General features: G+C 61.7%; 18 protein-coding genes, 1 tRNA gene and 1 pseudogene. 13 read left to right on the forward strand and 7 right to left on the reverse strand.

Translation table 11 applies throughout. The features are described from left to right. Positions 1-34: 34 nt before the first annotated feature. The 3 genes and pseudogenes from JQ587_RS12240 to JQ587_RS12250 form a co-directional block, all read right to left on the reverse strand. Positions 35-463: a GNAT family N-acetyltransferase gene (locus tag JQ587_RS12240; protein WP_249154291.1), complete on the reverse strand. Its 429-nt coding sequence runs from the start codon at positions 461-463 to the stop codon at positions 35-37. 133 nt (positions 464-596) lie between these two features. Continuing rightward, a pseudogene (locus JQ587_RS12245) lies at positions 597-1,289 on the reverse strand (3-deoxy-manno-octulosonate cytidylyltransferase); the annotation flags it as partial. 95 nt (positions 1,290-1,384) lie between these two features. Beyond that, positions 1,385-1,495 (reverse strand): NAD-binding protein, encoded by a 111-nt coding sequence (locus JQ587_RS12250; RefSeq protein WP_212425452.1) that lies wholly within the window; start codon positions 1,493-1,495, stop codon positions 1,385-1,387. A gap of 286 nt (positions 1,496-1,781) precedes the next feature. On the opposite strand from JQ587_RS12250, the gene JQ587_RS12255 reads away from it, so the two are divergent. Next, on the forward strand, positions 1,782-2,945 hold the full coding sequence (locus JQ587_RS12255) for a hypothetical protein (RefSeq protein WP_249154274.1): 1,164 nt from the start codon (positions 1,782-1,784) through the stop codon (positions 2,943-2,945). A 108-nt stretch (positions 2,946-3,053) separates the two neighbouring features. On the opposite strand, the gene JQ587_RS12260 is transcribed toward JQ587_RS12255, so the two are convergent. Then, positions 3,054-4,277 (reverse strand): SMP-30/gluconolactonase/LRE family protein, encoded by a 1,224-nt coding sequence (locus JQ587_RS12260; RefSeq protein WP_212298761.1) that lies wholly within the window; start codon positions 4,275-4,277, stop codon positions 3,054-3,056. Positions 4,278-4,602: 325 nt separating this feature from the next. On the opposite strand from JQ587_RS12260, the gene JQ587_RS12265 reads away from it, so the two are divergent. From JQ587_RS12265 to JQ587_RS12310, 10 genes are all read left to right on the forward strand, one after another. Beyond that, positions 4,603-4,872 carry a hypothetical protein gene (locus tag JQ587_RS12265; RefSeq protein ID WP_212425563.1) on the forward strand — a complete coding sequence of 90 codons (270 nt, stop codon included), beginning with the start codon at positions 4,603-4,605 and terminating at the stop codon, positions 4,870-4,872. Between the two features lie 759 nt (positions 4,873-5,631). Next, positions 5,632-7,194, forward strand: a complete 1,563-nt coding sequence (locus tag JQ587_RS12270; RefSeq protein WP_212298760.1) for a 2-isopropylmalate synthase — start codon at positions 5,632-5,634, stop codon at positions 7,192-7,194. A 276-nt stretch (positions 7,195-7,470) separates the two neighbouring features. Next, the gene (locus tag JQ587_RS12275) at positions 7,471-8,472 is read left to right on the forward strand and encodes a TRAP transporter substrate-binding protein (RefSeq protein WP_212425453.1); all 1,002 of its coding nucleotides are present in this window, start codon (positions 7,471-7,473) and stop codon (positions 8,470-8,472) included. A gap of 238 nt (positions 8,473-8,710) precedes the next feature. After that, on the forward strand, positions 8,711-9,307 hold the full coding sequence (locus JQ587_RS12280; RefSeq protein WP_212298758.1) for a Spy/CpxP family protein refolding chaperone: 597 nt from the start codon (positions 8,711-8,713) through the stop codon (positions 9,305-9,307). 168 nt (positions 9,308-9,475) lie between these two features. Next, positions 9,476-9,551 (forward strand) — tRNA-Lys (locus JQ587_RS12285). A 444-nt stretch (positions 9,552-9,995) separates the two neighbouring features. Further along, positions 9,996-10,625: a TetR/AcrR family transcriptional regulator gene (locus JQ587_RS12290; protein ID WP_212425454.1), complete on the forward strand. Its 630-nt coding sequence runs from the start codon at positions 9,996-9,998 to the stop codon at positions 10,623-10,625. A gap of 159 nt (positions 10,626-10,784) precedes the next feature. Next, complete coding sequence (locus JQ587_RS12295; RefSeq protein ID WP_212425455.1) at positions 10,785-11,558, forward strand: DUF8737 domain-containing protein; 774 nt, start codon at positions 10,785-10,787, stop codon at positions 11,556-11,558. A 139-nt stretch (positions 11,559-11,697) separates the two neighbouring features. Continuing rightward, positions 11,698-12,201, forward strand: coding sequence for a hypothetical protein (locus tag JQ587_RS12300; RefSeq protein ID WP_212425456.1), 504 nt, complete (start codon positions 11,698-11,700; stop codon positions 12,199-12,201). Positions 12,202-12,764: 563 nt separating this feature from the next. Then, on the forward strand, positions 12,765-15,050 hold the full coding sequence (locus tag JQ587_RS12305) for a heavy metal translocating P-type ATPase (RefSeq protein ID WP_212298754.1): 2,286 nt from the start codon (positions 12,765-12,767) through the stop codon (positions 15,048-15,050). 217 nt (positions 15,051-15,267) lie between these two features. Beyond that, positions 15,268-15,699 (forward strand): EF-hand domain-containing protein, encoded by a 432-nt coding sequence (locus JQ587_RS12310; RefSeq protein WP_212425457.1) that lies wholly within the window; start codon positions 15,268-15,270, stop codon positions 15,697-15,699. Between the two features lie 19 nt (positions 15,700-15,718). On the opposite strand, the gene JQ587_RS12315 is transcribed toward JQ587_RS12310, so the two are convergent. Both JQ587_RS12315 and JQ587_RS36890 read right to left on the reverse strand, forming a co-directional pair. Then, positions 15,719-16,324 carry a hypothetical protein gene (locus JQ587_RS12315; RefSeq protein ID WP_212425458.1) on the reverse strand — a complete coding sequence of 202 codons (606 nt, stop codon included), beginning with the start codon at positions 16,322-16,324 and terminating at the stop codon, positions 15,719-15,721. After that, positions 16,309-16,434 carry a hypothetical protein gene (locus tag JQ587_RS36890; RefSeq protein WP_283815616.1) on the reverse strand — a complete coding sequence of 42 codons (126 nt, stop codon included), beginning with the start codon at positions 16,432-16,434 and terminating at the stop codon, positions 16,309-16,311. Before JQ587_RS36890 ends, JQ587_RS12315 begins: the two co-directional genes overlap by 16 nt. A 346-nt stretch (positions 16,435-16,780) precedes the next feature. Here JQ587_RS36890 and JQ587_RS12320 point away from each other — a divergent pair, with 346 nt between their 5' ends. Together JQ587_RS12320 and JQ587_RS12325 are read left to right on the forward strand one after the other, a co-directional pair. Continuing rightward, positions 16,781-17,770 (forward strand): helix-turn-helix transcriptional regulator, encoded by a 990-nt coding sequence (locus JQ587_RS12320; RefSeq protein ID WP_212425459.1) that lies wholly within the window; start codon positions 16,781-16,783, stop codon positions 17,768-17,770. A 146-nt stretch (positions 17,771-17,916) separates the two neighbouring features. Continuing rightward, positions 17,917-18,372: a hypothetical protein gene (locus JQ587_RS12325; protein ID WP_212425460.1), complete on the forward strand. Its 456-nt coding sequence runs from the start codon at positions 17,917-17,919 to the stop codon at positions 18,370-18,372. Positions 18,373-18,423: 51 nt separating this feature from the next. Here the strand turns inward: JQ587_RS12325 and JQ587_RS12330 are convergent, their stop codons facing one another. Continuing rightward, entirely contained in the window at positions 18,424-19,416 is a 993-nt protein-coding gene (locus JQ587_RS12330) for an AraC family transcriptional regulator (RefSeq protein ID WP_249154275.1), read from the reverse strand. Positions 19,417-19,529: the final 113 nt, after the last annotated feature.

Here is a 19,529-nt window from a genome sequence, read left to right on the forward strand (position 1 = left end):
GCGCATGAATGCGTCGGCGGCCGCTGAGAGGCCCTCAGCCTCGTTCAATCATCCAGCGGTTGACGGCCTGGTGAAAGTTGAGGGGGCCGGGAACGGTCATGTGCGTCTTGACGTATTTGAAGCCCGCCCTTTGGAGCGTGCGGTTCGGAGCCACGTTGAACGCGTTGGGCTCGCAGAAGAGTTGCTTCAGTTTGAGGGCCTGGAAATAGAGCTCGACGGTCTGTCTGACGCACTCTGCGCCGATCCCCTGCTTGCGTTGTGAGGCATCGGTGATGTGAAGGTGCATGTTCGCCTGCTGGCGAATGCGGATCTTGTCGGCAGTCGAGAACCCCAGGAACCTGTCTTCGTAAAGCCAACTTACCAAAAGGCTGCTCCTCTGCTCGACGGGCTGGTCGAACATCTGCTCATAGAGCCGCTGCCATTGCGATGCCGGCGGCAATCGCGACGGATCGACCCCGAGCATTTCCAAATGCTCTGGTGTCGCTGCGTGGAAATATTCGATGATCTCCGCAGTTTCCTGCAAATTCATCAGGCGAACGGTGACGGTCATTTGGTTGTCCTTGCCCTGGCTGCCAAAAGCTCTCGGGCGCGCTCAGCGTATCCACGCCGAGCGGCTCCGTCTGGATCACCTTGGCGTCCATCCGCATGCCATGCTCGATCGCCCGGAGCTGCTCGAGACTCTCCCGCTGCTCGAGGATGCCACGCGGCAGGCTGACATATTTCGCCAACGCCTCGCGCCGATAGGTGTACATGCCGACGTGATGATAGTGCTTGCCGGCCCCGGAGGGGATTACGGCCCGGCTGAAATAGACCGCGCGACCGATCGTCTCTCCCGGCTGGATTGCAAGGGCGATCTTCACGACGCTCGGCGCCTGAAGCTCGATGGGATCCTCGATCTCGGTGGCGAGCGTGGCGATTGAACAATCGGTATGCCGGGACAACGGCTCCATGGTCGCCCGTATCGTCGTTGGATCAATGGTCGGCAGGTCGCCCTGAAGGACGACGGCGACATCGTAGGCCGCGTCCGCGTCGATCAGCTGCAGGGCAGCGTGTGCACGATCCGATCCGGTCGGGAGCGTCGGGTCAGTCAGGACCGCCCGGCCCCCCAGATCGCCGATGACATCCACGATGGCTTGATCGCCACAGGCGACGACGACGGGGCCGATATCGGCCTCGAGGCCTCTTCGCCAGACGTGGACGATCATGGGCTGACCGTTGATATCCGTCAGCGCCTTGCCTGGGAGCCTGGTTGAACCAAGCCGGGTGGGTATGATCACGATCGGACGCATCGAAACTCTCGCTTTCTGAACGGGCAAATTAGCACACAAGTCTGAGGCGCCGGCGGGGGGCGCTGGCGCCTCGTCGCAATTCAGCTCCCGCCTGCTCAGCCAGGTCCCGCGCCGGTCGGGACGACGTAGACCTCGACCCTAAGACGGCGGAGGAAGTGAGCGGTGCAGACTCCGATCACGCCGCCGCCGCAGATCACAACGCGCATGGCTTATCCCTGACTCGGCCCGGTCGTCTCGCAATCGTTCGGAAACAGCCTAGTTCGTATAGCCCCGTTTCAGGGAATTGGTACTGCCTGCCGGGGCCGATCCAGCACTGTGTCGTGTTTCAGAATGTTTCACGCGGGCGTCACAACCCCTCGGTACGTTCACCGCGGCAATTTGGAGCCACGGGCGGGCTTCTTCTCATTTTCGTGAACCGGTTCGGCGCAGGACAACTCGCGTTGCTGCCTGCGGTGAGCCGTCTTTTGTCCAAAGCTGTTCTGGGGAGCGACCATGACGGGACTTGGTGAAGGGAAGTTGGAAGGCGTCTACGGCAAGCGGCACTGGACAGGCTTCGTGCTTGCCGCCTGCATCGCTATTTGTTCGATCGTCAGTGCGCATGCCGACGATGACGACCGCGACAGGGGAGGCGAGAGCCGGGCTTACGCCATCGGGCTCTGGGGTGATTTGCCGTATTCCGACCTGCAGGCGCAGCTCGGCGTGCCGAACCTGATCGCCGACATGAACGACCAGAAGCTTGCCTTCACGGTTCATGATGGCGACTTGAAGGCCGGCAGCGGTACGCCTGGATCGGTGACGCCGACCACGTGCAGCGATGCGCTGTACCAGCAGGGACTCGGATATTTCAATGCGCTGAAATCGGCTGCTATGGTTACCCCCGGCGACAACGACTGGACCGACTGCGATCGGCCGGCGAACGGCTCGTTCTCCTCGCGCGAAAGGCTCGACTACGAGCGGAAGATCTTTTTCAGCACCGATTTCTCGCTTGGCCAGCGGCCCATCAAGCAGCAGGTGCAGCACGACAAGCTGTGTCTCGATCACAACAACCAGTTGACCGGTTGCGTCGAGAATCGCCGCTGGATCATGAAGGGCGTGGTTTACGCCACGCTCAATATCCAGGGATCCTGCAACAATCGTTGCGATACGTTACCCGACGACGCCGAATGGGCCGCGCGCAACAGCGCCAACATCCTCTGGATGCAGCAGACCTTTGACGTGGCGAGAACGTACCGCGCCGCAGCTGTCATGTTCATCTCGCAGGCGGACCCGGGCTGGGATCAGTCGGACGGAACCCGCGCGCCGTTGCGTGACCCGAAGACGCTAGCGGAAACCGATGCGAATCCCGACGGTTTCCAAGCCTTCCTGGTTGCGTTGCGCGATGAAGTGGTCGCTTTCGGTCGGCCCGTCGCCTATGTTCACGGCGACTCCCACTATTTCCGGATCGACCGGCCATTCCTCGATGCAAAAGGCCGGCGGCTCGAAAACTTTGTCCGTGTCGAGACGTTCGGCGATCATCAGGAAAACGGCAACAACGACGTGCATTGGCTGAAGGTGCTCGTGGACGACCGCAGCCGCGAGGTGTTCGCGTTTCAGCCGCAGATCGTGCCTGCCAACCGGACTGCCGTGCCGGCGCCTCCGAAGCGCGGCGACAACTGACAGGCGGTGCCGGCCCCCGGCCACGGCTTCAGCCGGGATCGGCCCAGTCGTCAGTGAGATCCGGTGCCGGCGGATTGCGCCGGCACCATTTTGTGAAGCTGGGCTCTCTCACCCCGGTCCCGCGCCTTGCGTCGCCGTGAAGACGGCGTAGAGCGATTGGCTCGCCGCCATGAACAGGCGGTTGCGCTTGGGCCCGCCGAAGCAGATGTTGCCGCAGACTTCGGGCAGGCGAATGCGGCCGAGCAATTTGCCCTCCGGCGACCACACCGTTACCCCGTTATAGCCGACCGCGCGCCCCGCATTGCTGGAGGCCCAGACATTGCCGTTGACGTCGCAGCGCACGCCGTCCGGACCGCATTTGATGCCGTCGATCACGCAATCGGAGAAGCTTTTCTGGTTGGACAGCTTGTTGTCGCTGCCGACATCGAACACGAAAATCTCGCCTTTGCCGCCGGGGCCGGTGTCGCCCGGTCCCTTGCCGGTCGAGACGACATAGAGCTTCTTGAAGTCGGGCGAGAAGCACAGCCCGTTGGGATCGGGCACCTGCTCCTCGGTGACGACGAGATCGACGCGACCGGAAGCGTCGATACGATAGCAATTGGTCGGCAGCTCGCGCTTGCCCGGTGTGAAGCCGGCGGGTTGTCCGATCCGCGGATTGAGCTTGCCGCCGGAATTACTCGGACCACCCGCTGCATCGGGCTCGCCTTCGTACAGCTGGCCGCCATAGGGCGGATCGGTGAACCAGTAGCTGCCGTCGGGATGCGCGACGACGTCGTTCGGCGAGTTCAGCTTCTTGCCGTTGTAGTTGTCGCATAGCACGGTGGCGGTGCCGTCATGCTCGTAGCGCGTCACCCGCCGGGTCAGATGCTCGCAGGAGAGCTGGCGGCCCTGGAAGTCGAACGAGTTACCGTTGGAATTGTTGGAGGGCATGCGGAAGACGCTGACGCGGCCGTCATCCTCGCTCCAGCGCATCTGCCGGTTGTTGGGAATGTCGCTCCACAACAGATACCGCCCCTGTGCGCTCCACGCCGGGCCTTCAGCCCAGAGCACGCCGGTGTAGAGCCGCTTGATCGCAGTGTTGGGCTGCGCCAGATCGTTGAAGGAGGGATCGACCGCGATGATGTCGGGGTCCCAGAAATAGGTGGTCGGCGCGCCGTGCGGACCGAAGTCGCGTGGTGGTGTGGTGATCGTCGTCGGTGGGGCGGCGGGACTGGTCTGGGCCAGCGCAGCGCCCGTTCCGGCCATCGTGGCCGCGGCGCCGAGCGCAAGCCCCTGCACCAGCGTTCGTCGTGAAAGCGCAACATCCTGCTCACGCTGCTGTTGGCGTGTCATTGGTGTCCTCCCAGGTCATGTTCGGCTGGCCGGTTGATCCGGCCGAGCGGTGCAAGGTTAGTCCGGTCCGCGTCCGGTTGCGAGCGCTACAGTTGCAGCCTCTCCGCGCGAAATCCTTGATGTCGCCAAATTCGTGCTGCGCTGTGGATGGTCGCGGAAGATGATGCCGAAGCATTGCGCATGATCGTGCCGCTCTGCATGAAAGCGACAATTCATCTCGCCCGGCGTTGTGAATCGAAACTGACTTCGAGGCCTGTCAAGTCTTGACCTCGCCCGTCATGCTGGCAGAAACATTTGCGGGGGCCAAACGCCGGAGTTCCGCGTGATACAAGGTGTCGTCGTACTGGTCATATTGCTCGGGATCGCATTTGCGGCCGGCTATCTCACGCGTGACCAAGTGTCCCGAAAGAAGCGGCACCAGGCGCGCCGCTGGCGCGACTATGTGGAACCCGACTGGCTCCAGACGCGCCCGCCCGCCAACACCAACGAGGTGACGGCCACCAACCGGATGGCGCGGCCGACTGTGGTCAACGGCGAGCTCGGCCAGATGCTGGATCGCTGGGAGACCAGGGCGCGCGCCCGGCGGACGGGGTAGGGCACATCACCTCGACTCTCATAGCCCGGATGAGGCCATCGGGGCCCCAAGACTATAAGAGCTGCCGCCGCCCGGCCGTGCAAAACACGATGGTTGGGTCAATCAATGGGTGTCAAAATATTCCGTTTTATCGAAATTCTGATTTATCGCATGTGTTGTCCTTCCTGATCCGCGAAAAGGGGCCGATCGTACGTCGTCGCGAGCCGCCGATCGGGCTGCGGTGGACGCTGGGCAGCGTCGTCGCGGATGTGAGTGGCAGGGCGGGCAGTGGATTGAGCCGAGTCCCGTGATCAGCTTGCATGCCGCGTTGTGCGAACGGTGCCTTGTCCAGCAAGGCCCCCTGGGGCGAAGCAGGATCTGCCTGCGTACGCGAAACCGTGTGGTCTTGGTCCGGCGCCTAGGTCAGCTTCCCTGACCATCTTTTGGCGTTGCAGCTGCTGCCATTTCTCGTCTAGAACGACGCACCGAGCCTTCCGGCAACCAACCGTCAACGGTTTTGCCTGAGAATTTGGGGCTCAAAAGGGTCTGGCAATGCTGATTCGCGGCCAAATTGATGGGATTTCGGGGGAGGTGGCTCTGGCCGCCGCCACGATCCCGGCCGCGCTGCTGCCCACCCTCCTTCTTGGCGGGCTTCTTCTTACTTGCCCCTGAGGGCCGGCTGGGCGCTGTGCGCCTGGGCACTCAGGGGTTGGTCGAGATCACCAGACACCTCAAGCGCCCAGCAGACTGACGGCGCAAAAGCTCAAAAGGAAATTTGCAATGGCCCCCGCGAACAAGTCCGACAAGGACCGCGTCATCATTTTCGACACCACCTTGCGCGACGGCGAGCAATGCCCCGGCGCCACCATGACCTTCGAGGAAAAGCTCGAAGTCGCCGAGTTGCTGGATGATATGGGCGTCGATGTCATCGAAGCCGGCTTCCCCATCACCTCCGAAGGCGACTTCCAGGCGGTGAGTGAGATCGCCCGCCGCTCCAAGAACTCGATCATCGCCGGGCTGGCGCGTGCGCACCCGGCTGACATCGATCGCTGCGCCGAAGCTGTGAAATTCGCCAAGCGCGGTCGCGTCCACACCGTGATCGCGACCTCACCGCTGCACATGCGGGTGAAGTTGAACAAGACGCCGGAGCAGGTGATCGAGACCTCGGTCGCCATGGTCGCGCGCGCCCGCAACCAGGTCGACGACGTCGAATGGTCGGCCGAGGACGGCACCCGCAGCGAGATGGACTATCTGTGCCGCATCGTCGAGGCCGTCATCAAGGCCGGCGCCACCACGGTGAACATCCCCGATACCGTCGGCTACACGGTGCCGGAGGAATACACCCACTTCATGAAGACACTGATCGAGCGTGTGCCGAACTCCGACAAGGCGGTGTTCTCGGTGCATTGCCATAACGACCTCGGCATGGCCGTGGCGAACTCGCTGGCCGGCATCGTCGGCGGGGCGCGTCAGGTCGAGTGCACCATCAACGGCATCGGCGAGCGTGCGGGCAACGCGGCGCTCGAAGAGATCGTGATGGCGATCAACGTGCGCAACGACAAATTCCCCTACTGGAACAAGATCGACACCACGCAGCTCACCCGCGCCTCGAAGGTGGTGTCGGCGGCGACCTCGTTTCCCGTTCAGTACAACAAGGCCATCGTCGGCCGGAACGCGTTCGCGCATGAAAGCGGCATTCACCAGGACGGCGTGCTGAAGGACGCCTCCACCTACGAGATCATGCGGCCCGAGATGGTCGGCCTGAAGCAGTCCTCGCTGGTGCTGGGCAAGCATTCCGGCCGTCATGCCTTCGTGCACAAGCTGGAGGAGATGGGCTACAAGCTCGGCCCGAACCAGCTGGAAGATGCGTTCACGCGGATGAAGGCGCTCGCCGACCGCAAGAAGGACATCTACGACGAGGACATCGAGGCGCTGGTCGACGAGGAGATGGCGGCTTCGCACGACCGCATCAAGCTGACCTCGCTGACCGTGATCGCCGGCACCCATGGCCCGCAGCGCGCGACCATGAAGCTGGACGTCGACGGCCAGATCAAGATCGAGGAAGCCGAGGGCAACGGTCCGGTCGACGCAGTGTTCAACTGCATCAAGCGCTTGGTGCCGCACGAGGCCAAGCTCGAACTGTATCAGGTTCACGCCGTCACCGAAGGCACCGACGCGCAAGCCGAGGTCTCGGTGCGGCTGTCGCATGACGGCCGCTCGATGACGGCCCGCGCGGCGGATCCGGATACGCTGGTGGCGTCTGCAAAAGCCTATCTCGGCGCGCTCAACAAGATCGTCATGAAGCGCCAGCGCGACACCGTGACGGCGGCGGCAGCGAGCTGACGTCTTCGCCTCTCCCGCCTGCGGGAGAGGCCGACACGCGAAGCGTGGCGGGTGAGGGTTCTCTCCTCACAGGGAATATCCCATTGCGGAGACACCCTCTCCCCAACCCTCTCCCGCAGGCGGGAGAGGGAGCGCAGAGGTGTTTGCAGCGTTCATGATGAATAGCTGCCCTGCTAACGGCCAATAGCGGCTCTGCCTCCCAGCGGCTATTGATGCTGCCGGCTCAAGATCGGCTGCTCGCATGCCGGGCAGCCCAAAAAACAACAGGGAGAGATTATGCGCACCTTCGCGATCGCGGCGTCCGTCGCTGCACTGGCACTCGGCCTTGCCGGCACCGCCAGCGCCGACCCGATCATCATCAAGTTCAGCCATGTCGTCGCGACAGACACGCCGAAGGGTAAGGCATCCGAGAAATTCAAGGAGCTCGCCGAGAAGTATACCGGCGGCAAGGTCAAGATCGAGGTCTATCCGAACTCGACGCTGTACAAGGACAAGGAGGAGCTCGAGGCGCTGCAGCTCGGCAGCGTGCAAATGCTGGCGCCGTCCAACTCCAAGTTCGGCCCGCTCGGCATCCGCGAATTCGAGGTGTTCGATCTGCCCTACATCCTTCCCGACCTGAAGACGCTGCGGAAGGTGACGGAAGGTCCGCTCGGCGCGCGGCTGCTCAAGCTGCTCGAACCGAAGGGCATCACCGGCCTTGCCTATTGGGACAACGGCTTCAAGCAGATGAGCGCCAACAAGAAGCTGATCACGCCGGCGGACTATCAGGGCGTCAAGTTCCGAATCCAGTCCTCGCGCGTGCTGCAGGCTCAGTTCAAGACGCTGGGTTCGCTGCCGCAGGTGATGGCGTTCTCGGAAGTCTACCAGGCGCTGCAGACCGGCGTGGTCGACGGCCAGGAGAACACCTGGTCGAACATCTATACCCAGAAGATGCACGAGGTGCAGAAGTACATCACCGAGACCAATCACGGTTACATCGGCTACGTCGTGATCGTGAACAAGAAGTTCTGGGACGATCTGCCGGCGGACATCCGCGATCAGCTCTCGAAGGCGATGAAGGAAGCGACCGACTTCAACAACGCGCAGTCGCAGAAGGAGAACGACGACGCGCTCGCCGAAATCAAGAAGAGCGGCAAGAGCGAGATCATCAAGCTTACGCCGGAGCAGGACGAGGCGATGCGCAAGGCGATGGAGCCGGTCTACAAGGACGCCGCAAGCCGTGTCGGCCAGCCGCTGATCGACGAATTCCAGAAGGAAGCCAAGAGCACGACGAATTGAGCAGGATGGGCGCGTGTGGCGAACCAGGTTCGATGCGGCCTGGATTGAACGAATGATGAATGAAGGGCTTCCGTTGCAGGGCTGCAAGGAAGCCCCTTGTTGCAAATGATTTCCAGTTCGCGATTTGATGCAGATCAAGGAGTTACATCTTCGTAAGAGTGGCTCTCTGTCCAAGTTGTAAGTTGCGCCGGGGCCTAGCGGCGCCCATCTTCAGGGCATCCTTCCAGAGGAGGTTCGTATGAGGAAGTTTACCATCGCCGCCATCGCCGTGCTCAGCATCGCCGGCTCGGGCGCGGTCTATGCCCAATTTCATCGCCCGTGGATGGAGCACTTCCACCACACCCGCATGAACCCCGAAGACCGCGCTGCCTTCGTCGACGCGCGGATCGCCGCCGTCCATGCCGGGCTGAAGCTCAATGCCGACCAGGAGAAGCTGTGGCCGCCGGTCGAGGCCGCCGTGCGCGACTTCGCCAAGCTGCGCATCGACCGCGCCAATGCGCGGATGAACGCCGGCCCGGGCGACGCCGACAAGAACGGCGACAAGCCGGAGGATCCGGTCGCCCGGCTGCGCCAGCGGGCCGACGACATGGGCGCGACATCTGCGGCGCTGAAGAAGATCGCCGACGCCGCCGACCCGCTCTACAAGAGCCTCGACGACGGCCAGAAGCGCCGCCTTGCCGTGCTGACCCACCATCGCGGCCCGTTCGGTGGCGGCGAGGACGGCCCGCGCCGCCATTTCATGGAGCGCGGCATGGACCGCATGATGGAGCACGGGATGGACCACTTCCGCGGCGGCGACCGCGATGGCGGCTCGGATCGGGAAGGGCGGCTTTGAGCAGCCCGGGATTTCCCGGGAATTAACCTCTGAGAAGCCGCTGGAATCCAGCGGCTTTTCGCCATTTCCGGGGCTGTGGAAGAACCTTGGAAAACTTGCGCCACGTCGCTTGCCAGACCCGGATCGCTTTGCTAAACGACCGGCCTCGCAAGGCATTGACCGCCTTTCGGGCGCATAGCTCAGTTGGTAGAGCAGCTGACTCTTAATCAGCGGGTCCCAGGTTCGAGCCCTGGTGCGCCCACCATCCCAAGGCCCTGCCTAGGCAGGGCTTTTGATTTCAGGCTCAGGTCTAAAACGCGTCTCGTGCGACGTTTTTCGTGGTCGCCCGGCCGGATTGCTGTGCGACTTTCCCTTTGTTCCGTTATCGTCACCCCATTCGATACAGCGCGCTAATCCAATGGTGCAGATCGATCACGTGCTCATCGTAGAATAGGACATTAGGGCGAGCAAAACGGACAATTAGTTCTGCCCGTCGCCGCAGGGTACGGCTTGCCGCAGAATGAGAACCGGATTGTTCGGTTCAGGGGGCAATTCACTCCTCCGCCACCAATTCCGCGATTTTGCTCTCTGTCCTGCGATTTTCACGATTTCGTTTGCCCTATGAGACCGTCGACCAGACAAGGCAGGCGGTTGCAATCGTGTGATCGGCGCGGTACCAAATCGTACCGCATGAGATCGGGCGAAGTGAATGTCCAAGGATTCAACAGCTGAGCCGAAAGGATCAATTCGGGAGCGGATCATGAGTGCTGCGTTCCAGACGATTGCCGAAAACGGCTTCTCGGGATCCAGCACGCTCGATATCGCCAGCCGGGCTCGCGTCTCCAAGCGCGAACTTTACGCTCTGTTCGGCAACAGGGACGACATCCTCCTCGCTTGCATTGTCGAGCGCGCGACCGCCATCAGCGACAGCTTGACGCTTCCAGAGGCTCAGACTGTTCGCGAGCTTACGGAGGTGTTGCGCACGTTCGGATATCGGCTCCTGAAGGGCGCAGCGCGGCCGGATGTGATCACCGCCTTCAGGTTCGCAATCGCCCGAAGCCAGGATCTTCCCGGGGCCGCGCGAACGATCGACAAACACGGCCGCCGCGCCAGCCGAGCCGCACTCTCCCGTCTTTTTGAGCAAGCTAGCGCCAAGGGCTTGGTCAAACCCGCCGATATCGACAAGATGGTGCGGGCTTACTTCGGTCTCGTTTGGTCGGACCTTCAGGTTGGGCTTCTTCTCGGAGTTTCGAAGGCGCCAGGCGACGCAGAAATCCGAGCCCTCGCCGATGATGCGGCCAGCACGTTCATCGCGATCTACGGCGCCGCCGCCGCCTGATCTGGTGCGGCCGCTACGGCCCTAGGGCCGTACACACATCTTTCTCAATGTAATCCAGCCTGGGTTTTGCGCCGCTGATCCGGCCTTGCAATTCGATAATCTAGATGGTACGAATCGGTACCATTTCGGTACGATGCGGTACCAATAGGAGAAGCTCAAATGCATTGGCTCGAGGACTTCACTTACATCGGTATCCTGGCGCGACCGGTTTACGTTGGCTTGGTGTTGCTCGGCTTGGCACTGGGCCTTGGCCGGAGCGGCATTTCCCCCGAACGGCAGCGGAGGTTCTTCCTCGCGATCGCCGTTCCACTGCTCGTCTGGCTCGCGATCGCTTGGTACGCTGCTTACGTGGGGGCCTTCGTTCCCGCGGTGCCGGGACGAGGTTCGCCGGCCGTTCCGCTCGCCATTTTCGTGCCTTTGATCGTCTGGATTGCGGTGCTCAGGCGTTCGAAGGTCATGGCCGCCGTGCTCGACGCCGTCCCTTCATCGTGGCTGATCGGACTTCAAGCATACAGAGTCCTCGGAGCCGCTTTCCTGGCCCAGTGGGCAATCGGAAACGCGTCTGGCGCGTTCGCCATTCCCGCCGGTGTGGGCGACGTCATTGTTGGGCTGCTGGCGCCCCTGGCCGCAATTCTGGTCTCAAGGTTCGGAACGAACCGCTGGATTGGTTACGGCTGGAATGCACTCGGCACACTCGATCTCGTGTCTGCCGTCACCCTTGGCATTCTGAATGGCGCCGGGATCTTGCCTCCGCCCGCCAACGTCCTCGCTCCAAGCTTGGGTGCCTATCCTCTGGTCCTGGTCCCGGCCTTCACCGTGCCTCTGTCTTTCGTGCTCCACTTCCTCTCGGTGTGGCAACTCAGGAGGCGGAGCGCGAATGAGACGACTGCCGTGCGTCCGTCACTAGACCACGACTTGGTGCTCCAACGGTAGCGATGTGTGGACGGCAGAGACGTAAACGCGCTTTCGCGTGCTTGCGCTCTGCATCAAGTGACGGCCAAGAAGCATGCCAGCCGCGCTGGGCAAGCTCTCGAATGCGTCGTGCTTTCCCAATGTCTAGAAGGGATGATTGATGGTGTTTGCAAGCATGATCCAGAACACGCCCATGTGGGTCTTCGTGCTTTTTGCTCTGCTTCTGGTGTTGGGCTTTCAGTCGCTCAAGCCGAGAACGCTTCCACTTTGGCGGCTCCTGATCGTCCCGGTGGTTTTCATCGGCTGGGGTAGCTACGGGGCCGCTATTCGATCCGGCGATCCGGAGCTTGTCGTCTTTTGGTTCGCGGCGCTGGCACTCTCGGCCGTTGTCTCGTGGTGGCTCACCCCTATGGACGATCTTCAGCCGGGGCCGACAATCGGATCCGTCAGGGTCGCGGGATCCTTGGTGCCGTTGACGCGGAACATGGCGATCTTCTGGACCAAGTATCTGCTGGCTGTAGCCATCGCAGCTCACGCCTTCGATCAATCGTCACTTTATGAAATCGATGTCGTGATCTCCGGCCTCAGCGCTGGCTACTTCGTCGGATGGGGCGGAAGATTGGCTCTCCAATACTACGGAGTGGCGCAGGACGAACGGATATGATGTTTTCGCTATAGCCACTCCGCAGAGACGAGATGTCCGCTAGCAATAGTACCGGCCGGCCGGCGAACATTCAGCCGCAGGGGCTTCCTTCGAATGATCGGAGGCAAACTTAATGTCTCCCAACGAAAACCCAAGAGTCACGCTAGCTCTTGATCGGCGGCTCTCGAACCCGCCATGCCACACAGCGAGATTCGTCTCTATCGCAGCCAAGGCCTGCTCTATGATGATGCCACCGAAAACGCGTGTCCCTTGGACGCTCCACGATAGTGTTGGTCACCTAATCAGCGGTTCTATCAGAAGTTCATGTGCTGAAACGTCTCTCTTTCCGGTCGGCACGCCAAGCCCGTTCCTCAGCCTTTCGGAGTTGATCCATTTTGAAAGGGCCTCCAAGCTGATCGCAACGAAGTATCGATCCAACGATCGGACAGATGTTGATCCAGGTCATGGCTGTCTCTTGAGGACGGTTTCCGGATAGCATTCCCTCGTCTCGGCGGTTGATTCTGCTCAAGCGACGAAGCCGGTTTCGGGAGAGAGTGGCGTCCGTGTAACTATGGAACGAAGCCATGTCGTTTGAGCGGGTCCTGCGATGGACCCTGGTTGTGGTTGCAATCGCAGGATTGAGTGCGGGTATTCTCGCGCGGGTGGCGGGCCGGCCTGATCTGGCGGATCTTGCATGGGAACTCGGCACCGCGCCGGTGATCGGCGGACTGGCGGTCTCGATCGTCAGGGATCTTCTGAGCGGCCGACTTGGAGTGGACGCGATTGCGCTGCTGTCGATGAGCGCCGCGTTGGCGCTCGGCCAGCCGCTTGCCGGGGCCGTGGTTGCGCTGATGTATTCCGGCGGCAACGTGCTCGAGGATATAGCGATCGCTCGTGCGGAGCGTGACCTGCGTTCCCTGGTCGATCGGGCACCGCGGCAGGCACATCGCAAGAGCAACGAGGGGATCGAGGAGGTCCCAATCGAGGCAGTGTCGGTCGGTGAAAAGCTCCTGGTAAGGGCCGGTGAGATCGTGCCGGTCGACGGTCTCGTTGGTTCGGCCTCGGCCACGATCGACGAGTCCGCGGTTACCGGCGAACCCATTCCGGTCGAGAAGACACGCGGTAGCGCGGTTCTTTCGGGTTCGCTGAATGCGGGTGAGACCTTCGAGTTGACCGTGACCGCGCCGGCCGGTGAGAGCACCTACGCCGGCATCGTGCGCATGGTGACGGCGGCGCAAACGGCGAAGACTCCCTTTGTGCGGATGGCCGATCGTTTTGCGCTGATCCTGCTGCCGGTGACGCTCGTCATCGCCTTCGTGGCGTGGCGGATCTCAGGTGATCTGACCCGCAGCCTCGCTGTGCTGGTTGCGGCGACGCCTTGTCCCCTGATCCTGGCTGCACCGGTCGCCTTTATCGCCGGGGTGGCGCGAGCGGCCCGGCGCGGCATCCTCGCCAAGGGTGGAGGGGCGCTGGAGGCGCTGGCTCGCGCGCACACGGTGCTGTTCGACAAAACCGGCACCCTGACCGTGGGAGGGGCACGGTTGCTTTCGGTTGAGGTCGCTCCCGGGGAGGACCCGGACGAGGTTCTCAAGCTTGGGGCATCGCTCGAGCAGGCCTCGCATCACGTGCTCGCGAAGACGGTCGTCGCCGCGGCCCTCGAGCGCGGCCTCAAGCTGAAAGCGCCCGAACAGGTCAAGGAGACCATGGGCACCGGCTTGAGCGGTCTGGTCGACGGACGCCAGGTCACCGCGGGCTCGCGAGAGCTGCTTCGCTCGCATCCCGAACTGTCGCCTTGGGAGCTGCGGGCGATCCGGCGCGCCTCGTGGCGCTCGGCGCTGATCGTCTTCGTCGCCGTGGACGGGCGTCCGATCGGCGCGCTGCTGCTGGCCGACGAGTTGCGGGCTGATACGCCGCGGGCGATCCGGCTGCTGCGCGATGCGGGCATCGCGAGAATGGTGATGGTTACGGGCGATCGCGCCGCGGCAGCGCAGGCCATCGGTGCAGCGCTAGACCTCGACGCCGTGCTGGCCGACCGCGTTCCTTCGGACAAGGTCGAGGCAGTCCGCACCGAGCAGCGCCTGCATCCGACCATCATGGTCGGCGATGGCATCAATGACGCCCCTGCACTGGCCGTGGCCGATATCGGTGTCGCGCTTGGCGCGCGCGGTGCGACCGCGTCGTCCGAGGCTGCCGATGTGGTGATTTTGGCCGACCGGCTCGATCGCGTTGGCGAAGCGATCATCATCGCACAACGAGCACGACGCATCGCCTTGCAGAGCATCGTTGTCGGCATGGGGTTGTCATTGGTGGCAATGGTAGCTGCTACCGTTGGTTGGCTTGATCCCGTGCCTGCGGCCATAGTCCAGGAGGTAATCGACGTTGCAGTCATTCTGAACGCATTGCGGGCGCTCACTCCGGCCCTTGCCCGCGGCGGTGCAGGCATCACCGTGGAGCAGGGGTTGGCATTGCATCACGATCATCAGGTCCTCTTCAGGGATCTCGACCGCTTGCGCAAGATCGTCGATGCGTTGGACGATGCGACGCCCGAGTCCGCCGTGGGGTTGATTGGGGATGCTCAGTGCATCGTTCAGAGCAGCGTTGTCATGCACGAGCGCGCGGATGAGGACAGCGTCTATCCGAAGCTTGCGGAGGTGCTCCGCGAGCGCCATGGCCTCTCTGCCATGAGCCGCGCCCATCGGGAAATTCTGCACCTGACCCGGCTGCTCGATCGGATCGTGGAGGATCTGCCGTCAGAGAAGGTCGACCGCTATCTTGTCCGAGACGCCCAGCGGGTGATCGAGGCGATTGAAACGCTGGTGCGCATGCACACGGCCCAAGAGGAGGATATTTACGAAGCCGTGGCGGCATAGGCGACAGCGGAGCTGTGCGATCCACGCCGAACGCACATCGCTGCGCTTGCCTGGATTGGATCGAGGTCGCTCAGCGCTCCTGACCCATTGATTTGCATCAGTGCGCGGGTTGAGCTCGTTGCTTTGATAGATTTTGGTCAAACACAAACCGCGTGGGAGCTAAGGCCGAACCGAAGGATCGGCACTTGTTTCGCTACACGAAGCCGGAGGAACACCCATGCGACGTCGAACCATTGCTATGACGCTGTTATTTGCCACCTTGAGCTATCCCGCTCTGGGCCAATCGGCAGCCGATCACGAGGCCCACCATCCCGGACAAGACCAAGTGTCGACTCCCGACCAGACAAATTCTCCAAGGCAGTCGGAACAGCGACAGGGGATGAGCAGCGGAGGCATGATGGGAATGATGGGTCCCGGAATGAAGGGCCGTGGCACGATGGGCGGGGACACGATGGGGCCACCCATGATGTTTCGGATGATGTTCGCGCTGATGGATGCTGATGGCGACGGTACCGTCTCATTGGCGGAGTTTCAGGTCGCTCACGAACGAATTTTTAAGGCAATGGACAGCAACAAGGATGGCAAGCTGACCCTGGAAGAAATGCTGGCGTTCATGCACGGGACCAGGAGCTCGGTTCCGCAGCAATAGATCTGCGTTTGGATACGGGTCAGCAATAAGCCGCGCGATAGTAGTGCTTCTGCGCTGCGTTGTGAGGTGCGTGTCTTTCAAAACCTCTGGGTAGCGATCGACGTTTGTCCAGGCGATGTACTTGTTGCGACAAATTGATCGCTTCAACCATCCTCGCGCGCGAAGGTCGTGCGGAATTCGACGCGTTGGCGTTGGAGTTAAGGTGTTGCAGAAGGGAGCCTAGATCGGTGAGGGTGGCGCGGCGTTTGTATTTCGGCTTCATTTTGTGCCGCTTTTCTCTGTGGGGGCTCCTTTTTGGCCTTCGGCTGCTTGATCGTCTTGGCGTCGTCCCTTGGTCCCTTGCGGCCTCAATCTCACCTTCATCCGTCAGTCCATCGTCATAACTTTCGACACGGCCACCTTCCACCTTGTGGGTCGGAAATGAGACGTAATCCAATGCCTCCGGGTTGAGGAACACCGTTTGGTGATAGCCCTCATACGGCAAACGGATCAGGCCGGGCCCGGGATCGCTGTAGGAATGGTGTTCGTCCTCAAGCTGCTCCCAGCATTCGAACAGGTTGCAGTCAACGTACCCAATCTCCTGGCGCTTGCCGTTCGAAAACTGGATCGTCACGGTGTGGGCCAAGGCAAAATTTCGGCGGTGCCCGCCGCTCGTGCGGCCTTTTCAGTCTCAAGTTCCTCCAGCTTGACGCGGCCATCAGTGACCAGCTTGTCCCACTGTTCTTCTGTGATCATGATCGCCTTGCAGACGCGCTCGACCTGCTCCTCGGGATAATCCGACCTGAAATCGCCGGCCCCAACCCCCCCGGTTCTCGCAAAGAAGTTATGCGCATAGTTTCTTTAGTCGCAAGGAGGCTGCTTCATCGTCGGGCTCAGCGCAACATCCGGGCTCGCCCGGAGTTGACCGGCCCTTTGGGCCATCCCATGGTCGATAAGAACTTAGTCCTATTGCCGGCTCGGCCGTTCGTCAGCCCGGAGCTTTGACAACCGCTTCATCGGAGAAGCGGGCGTCTGTTGGCGATAGATTTCACCACATTGCATGTATCTCGCAGATCGCCCGTCCATCGGGAAGGAGCCCTCGATGTTTGCCGAGCTCGATAGCGGCAAGGACAGCCACGAGCGTTTGCTGAGCACCTTCAGGGTGCTCGTGCCCGACGTGAGGATCGAGCTGAACGGGCCCCGCAGGGCAGGTCAGTGGCGTGCCCAGTTCGCCATGGCCAACAGGCTCTCCTGGTGGCAACTGGAAACGGAGACCGAGTGGACCTGCTGGCCGGAGCGCGACGAGGAGAGGTTTTGTCTCGTCTTCCCGGCCTCTGGCACGTTTGGCGCTCAGATCCGTGGCAAGTCCCTGCAAGCCGATTCGAGCCGCGCCCTGGTGCTCGGCGTCAAGGACATTTCGAAGACGTGGGCGCATGGTACCGACGATCGGCATGGGCGCATGTCCTTGAAACTCAAGGCGGCGGACGTCAGGAGAACCCTCACCAGCATCTTCCAGGATGCCACGCTGGAGAACATCGAGCTCCATCCGCTACTGGACCTCGACAGTCCCGCGGGCCAGACCCTTGGGTCGCTGGTCCACGCCATCGCAGCGGCAATGAAGGACGAGTCGATCAGGTCGGCGAAGGCGATCGCGCTGCTCCGCGAGGCCATACCCCGATTGGTCTTCAAGAATTTTCCACACCGCTTCATTGACCGGCTGGCCCGTCACGGAACGGACGCTTCTCCCCGCCAGATTAGGGCCGCCGTCGATTTCATGCGTGCACATATGCATGAGCCGCTCACGCTCGCGGAGATCGCGGAAGCGGTGGGAATCGGCGAGCGCTCGCTGCAGCACGGCTTCAGGACATTTCGGGCAACGACGCCTGTGGCGTACTTGCGCGATCTTCGCCTCCAGCAGGTGCATGCCGAGCTATCACTGGCCGAGAACACGCTGCCGGTGGGCGAGGTGGCGCTGAAATGGGGCTTCACGCATATGGGGCGCTTCGCGGCCAAATATCAGGCCGCGTACGGCCAGTCGCCTTCCGAGACCCGCAGGGCAGCGCGCGGGATGCGCTCTTCCGAAAGCAACTGAGCAGAATATCCGGCCTTAATCCGCAACATGTCGGCGGACGCCGCGGACGCGCATCGTGGCGCGAAGCCGCCGCCATCGACCGTGCGTCGGATCTATCCAGTTCGCGAAGGGGCTGTCCGTATCCTGCAAGCAGCACTCCGCGGGCAATGTTTGATTATCCTTTGAGGTATCTCTTGGTGCGGCACAATTTGGCGATCGTGGCGATCCGCGATCCGATTGCGCGCAAGGGGAAGATCATGGGAACGGTCGTCAGATTTGAAAAGCAGGTGGATTCGTTGGCGAAGCTGCGGCGGCCGGACCTCGCGCTTGACGTTCAGGCGAAGCTCCAAATCGATTCGAGCCGAATTGAGCAGGCGACGTCCGCCTGCGAGATCATCGTTGGTTGTATCGAAAGTCTGCAGTGCAGTCTTATGACCCTCGATGGTTTGCAGTGCGCGCTTCTCGCGTGCGAAGACGGTGAGCCGACCGAATTGTATACGACGGAGATCAAGTCCCAGCTCTCCTCGCAACTCGCGAGTGTTGCGGGCATCTTGCGTACGCTGGGCGACGCCTCTGAGGAGATTTCCCGGGTCAGCGCTCTGACGCATCAGGCGCTGACGTGATTCTCGCGGTCCATGTATCGTGGAACGATGGATGGACCCTGCATTGTGAGGCTAATAGCTGCCAAGGGCACGCTTGACGGTCTCGGAGGGAGGGACGCCAAAAGTCGCGCGATACTGCGCCGCAAAACGGCCCATATGGGTGAAGCCCCATTTCAGCGCGACTTCATTGATCGGAAGGCGGTTTTCGGGGCGCGCCAATTCCGCATGAACGGCTTCGAGCCTGATCTGTCGCAGATACATTGCAGGCGTGGTATCTCGAAATCTGCGAAATCCTAGCTGCAGGTATCTTTCGCTGATCCCGACAGCTGCAGCGATGTCGATCATCGTGAGCGGGTGATGCAGATTGGCGCGCATGTAATCGATGGCACGCTGAATGTGCCGAGGCGCAACGTCGCTCGAATATTGATCCAATTTGTCGATGAAGCGATGCGGCACACTCTCGAACGCCAATCGCAGGGCGGCCTCCGTGAGCAGGGCCATCGCCTTCGGCGAGAACCTCCCTAGTTGCTGCCCCTGCGTGGCCGAAACGATCGTGCGCGACAGTTGAAGGAGAGTTTGACCCGTGTAGGTCGACAGATCGACCGTCGGCGTCAAGTCCAGTTTCGTCAAAGGCGCATGGCCGAACATCGCGTTGAGCACGCCCGCGACGACACTGGCATCGAACCGCAGCATGACGTTCGCATAGCTTCCGTCTACCGCCTTCATCTGATGACGCCGCAACATTGATAGCGGAGCGAGGGCGATCGTCGATGGCGTTCTCTGTGCGTTTCGCGTGCCAACGGTTATGTCAGCAGCGCCAGCGGAGAGAAATGCCATGACGAGGTCGTCCTCGGGCGATTCCGACGAGTAGGACCAGTCAGCGGAATATCGCGTCCTCCAGACGCTGACGCCTTGTCCTGCCGAAATATCCGATCGCCAGAGAAACGTGGCATCGGAGCTTGGAGGGGAGACCTTGATTGAGAACAAGTGCGCGCCAAACGAGGCAAGCAGGTCTTCAAAGCCTGCTCCGGACAGGACGGGCGCCTCTTCGAATGCATCTTGCAATATAGATCTCACCACACGCCGTTTCGGCAGTATAGTTCCATCGCGCGGCGAGACTTTCGTTTCAACCAGCTTGCGAAGGCAAAGCGGTCGGATCCTATCCAGTTTGCGCAAAA

The sequence above is a fragment of the Bradyrhizobium manausense genome (genome assembly GCF_018130615.1).
In the GTDB taxonomy this organism is placed as follows: domain Bacteria; phylum Pseudomonadota; class Alphaproteobacteria; order Rhizobiales; family Xanthobacteraceae; genus Bradyrhizobium; species Bradyrhizobium manausense_A.

Bases quoted from the DNA above. Each gene is read 5' to 3' on its own strand.
- JQ587_RS12240 (WP_249154291.1), bottom strand. From the start codon at position 463: ATGCTCGGGGTCGATCCGTCGCGATTGCCGCCGGCATCGCAATGGCAG.
- JQ587_RS12250 (WP_212425452.1), bottom strand. From the start codon at position 1,495: ATGCGCGTTGTGATCTGCGGCGGCGGCGTGATCGGAGTCTGCACCGCT.
- JQ587_RS12255 (WP_249154274.1), top strand. From the start codon at position 1,782: ATGACGGGACTTGGTGAAGGGAAGTTGGAAGGCGTCTACGGCAAGCGG.
- JQ587_RS12260 (WP_212298761.1), bottom strand. From the start codon at position 4,277: ATGACACGCCAACAGCAGCGTGAGCAGGATGTTGCGCTTTCACGACGA.
- JQ587_RS12270 (WP_212298760.1), top strand. From the start codon at position 5,632: ATGGCCCCCGCGAACAAGTCCGACAAGGACCGCGTCATCATTTTCGAC.
- JQ587_RS12275 (WP_212425453.1), top strand. From the start codon at position 7,471: ATGCGCACCTTCGCGATCGCGGCGTCCGTCGCTGCACTGGCACTCGGC.
- JQ587_RS12280 (WP_212298758.1), top strand. From the start codon at position 8,711: ATGAGGAAGTTTACCATCGCCGCCATCGCCGTGCTCAGCATCGCCGGC.
- JQ587_RS12290 (WP_212425454.1), top strand. From the start codon at position 9,996: ATGTCCAAGGATTCAACAGCTGAGCCGAAAGGATCAATTCGGGAGCGG.
- JQ587_RS12295 (WP_212425455.1), top strand. From the start codon at position 10,785: ATGCATTGGCTCGAGGACTTCACTTACATCGGTATCCTGGCGCGACCG.
- JQ587_RS12300 (WP_212425456.1), top strand. From the start codon at position 11,698: ATGGTGTTTGCAAGCATGATCCAGAACACGCCCATGTGGGTCTTCGTG.
- JQ587_RS12305 (WP_212298754.1), top strand. From the start codon at position 12,765: ATGTCGTTTGAGCGGGTCCTGCGATGGACCCTGGTTGTGGTTGCAATC.
- JQ587_RS12310 (WP_212425457.1), top strand. From the start codon at position 15,268: ATGCGACGTCGAACCATTGCTATGACGCTGTTATTTGCCACCTTGAGC.
- JQ587_RS36890 (WP_283815616.1), bottom strand. From the start codon at position 16,434: ATGATCACAGAAGAACAGTGGGACAAGCTGGTCACTGATGGCCGCGTC.
- JQ587_RS12320 (WP_212425459.1), top strand. From the start codon at position 16,781: ATGTTTGCCGAGCTCGATAGCGGCAAGGACAGCCACGAGCGTTTGCTG.
- JQ587_RS12325 (WP_212425460.1), top strand. From the start codon at position 17,917: ATGTTTGATTATCCTTTGAGGTATCTCTTGGTGCGGCACAATTTGGCG.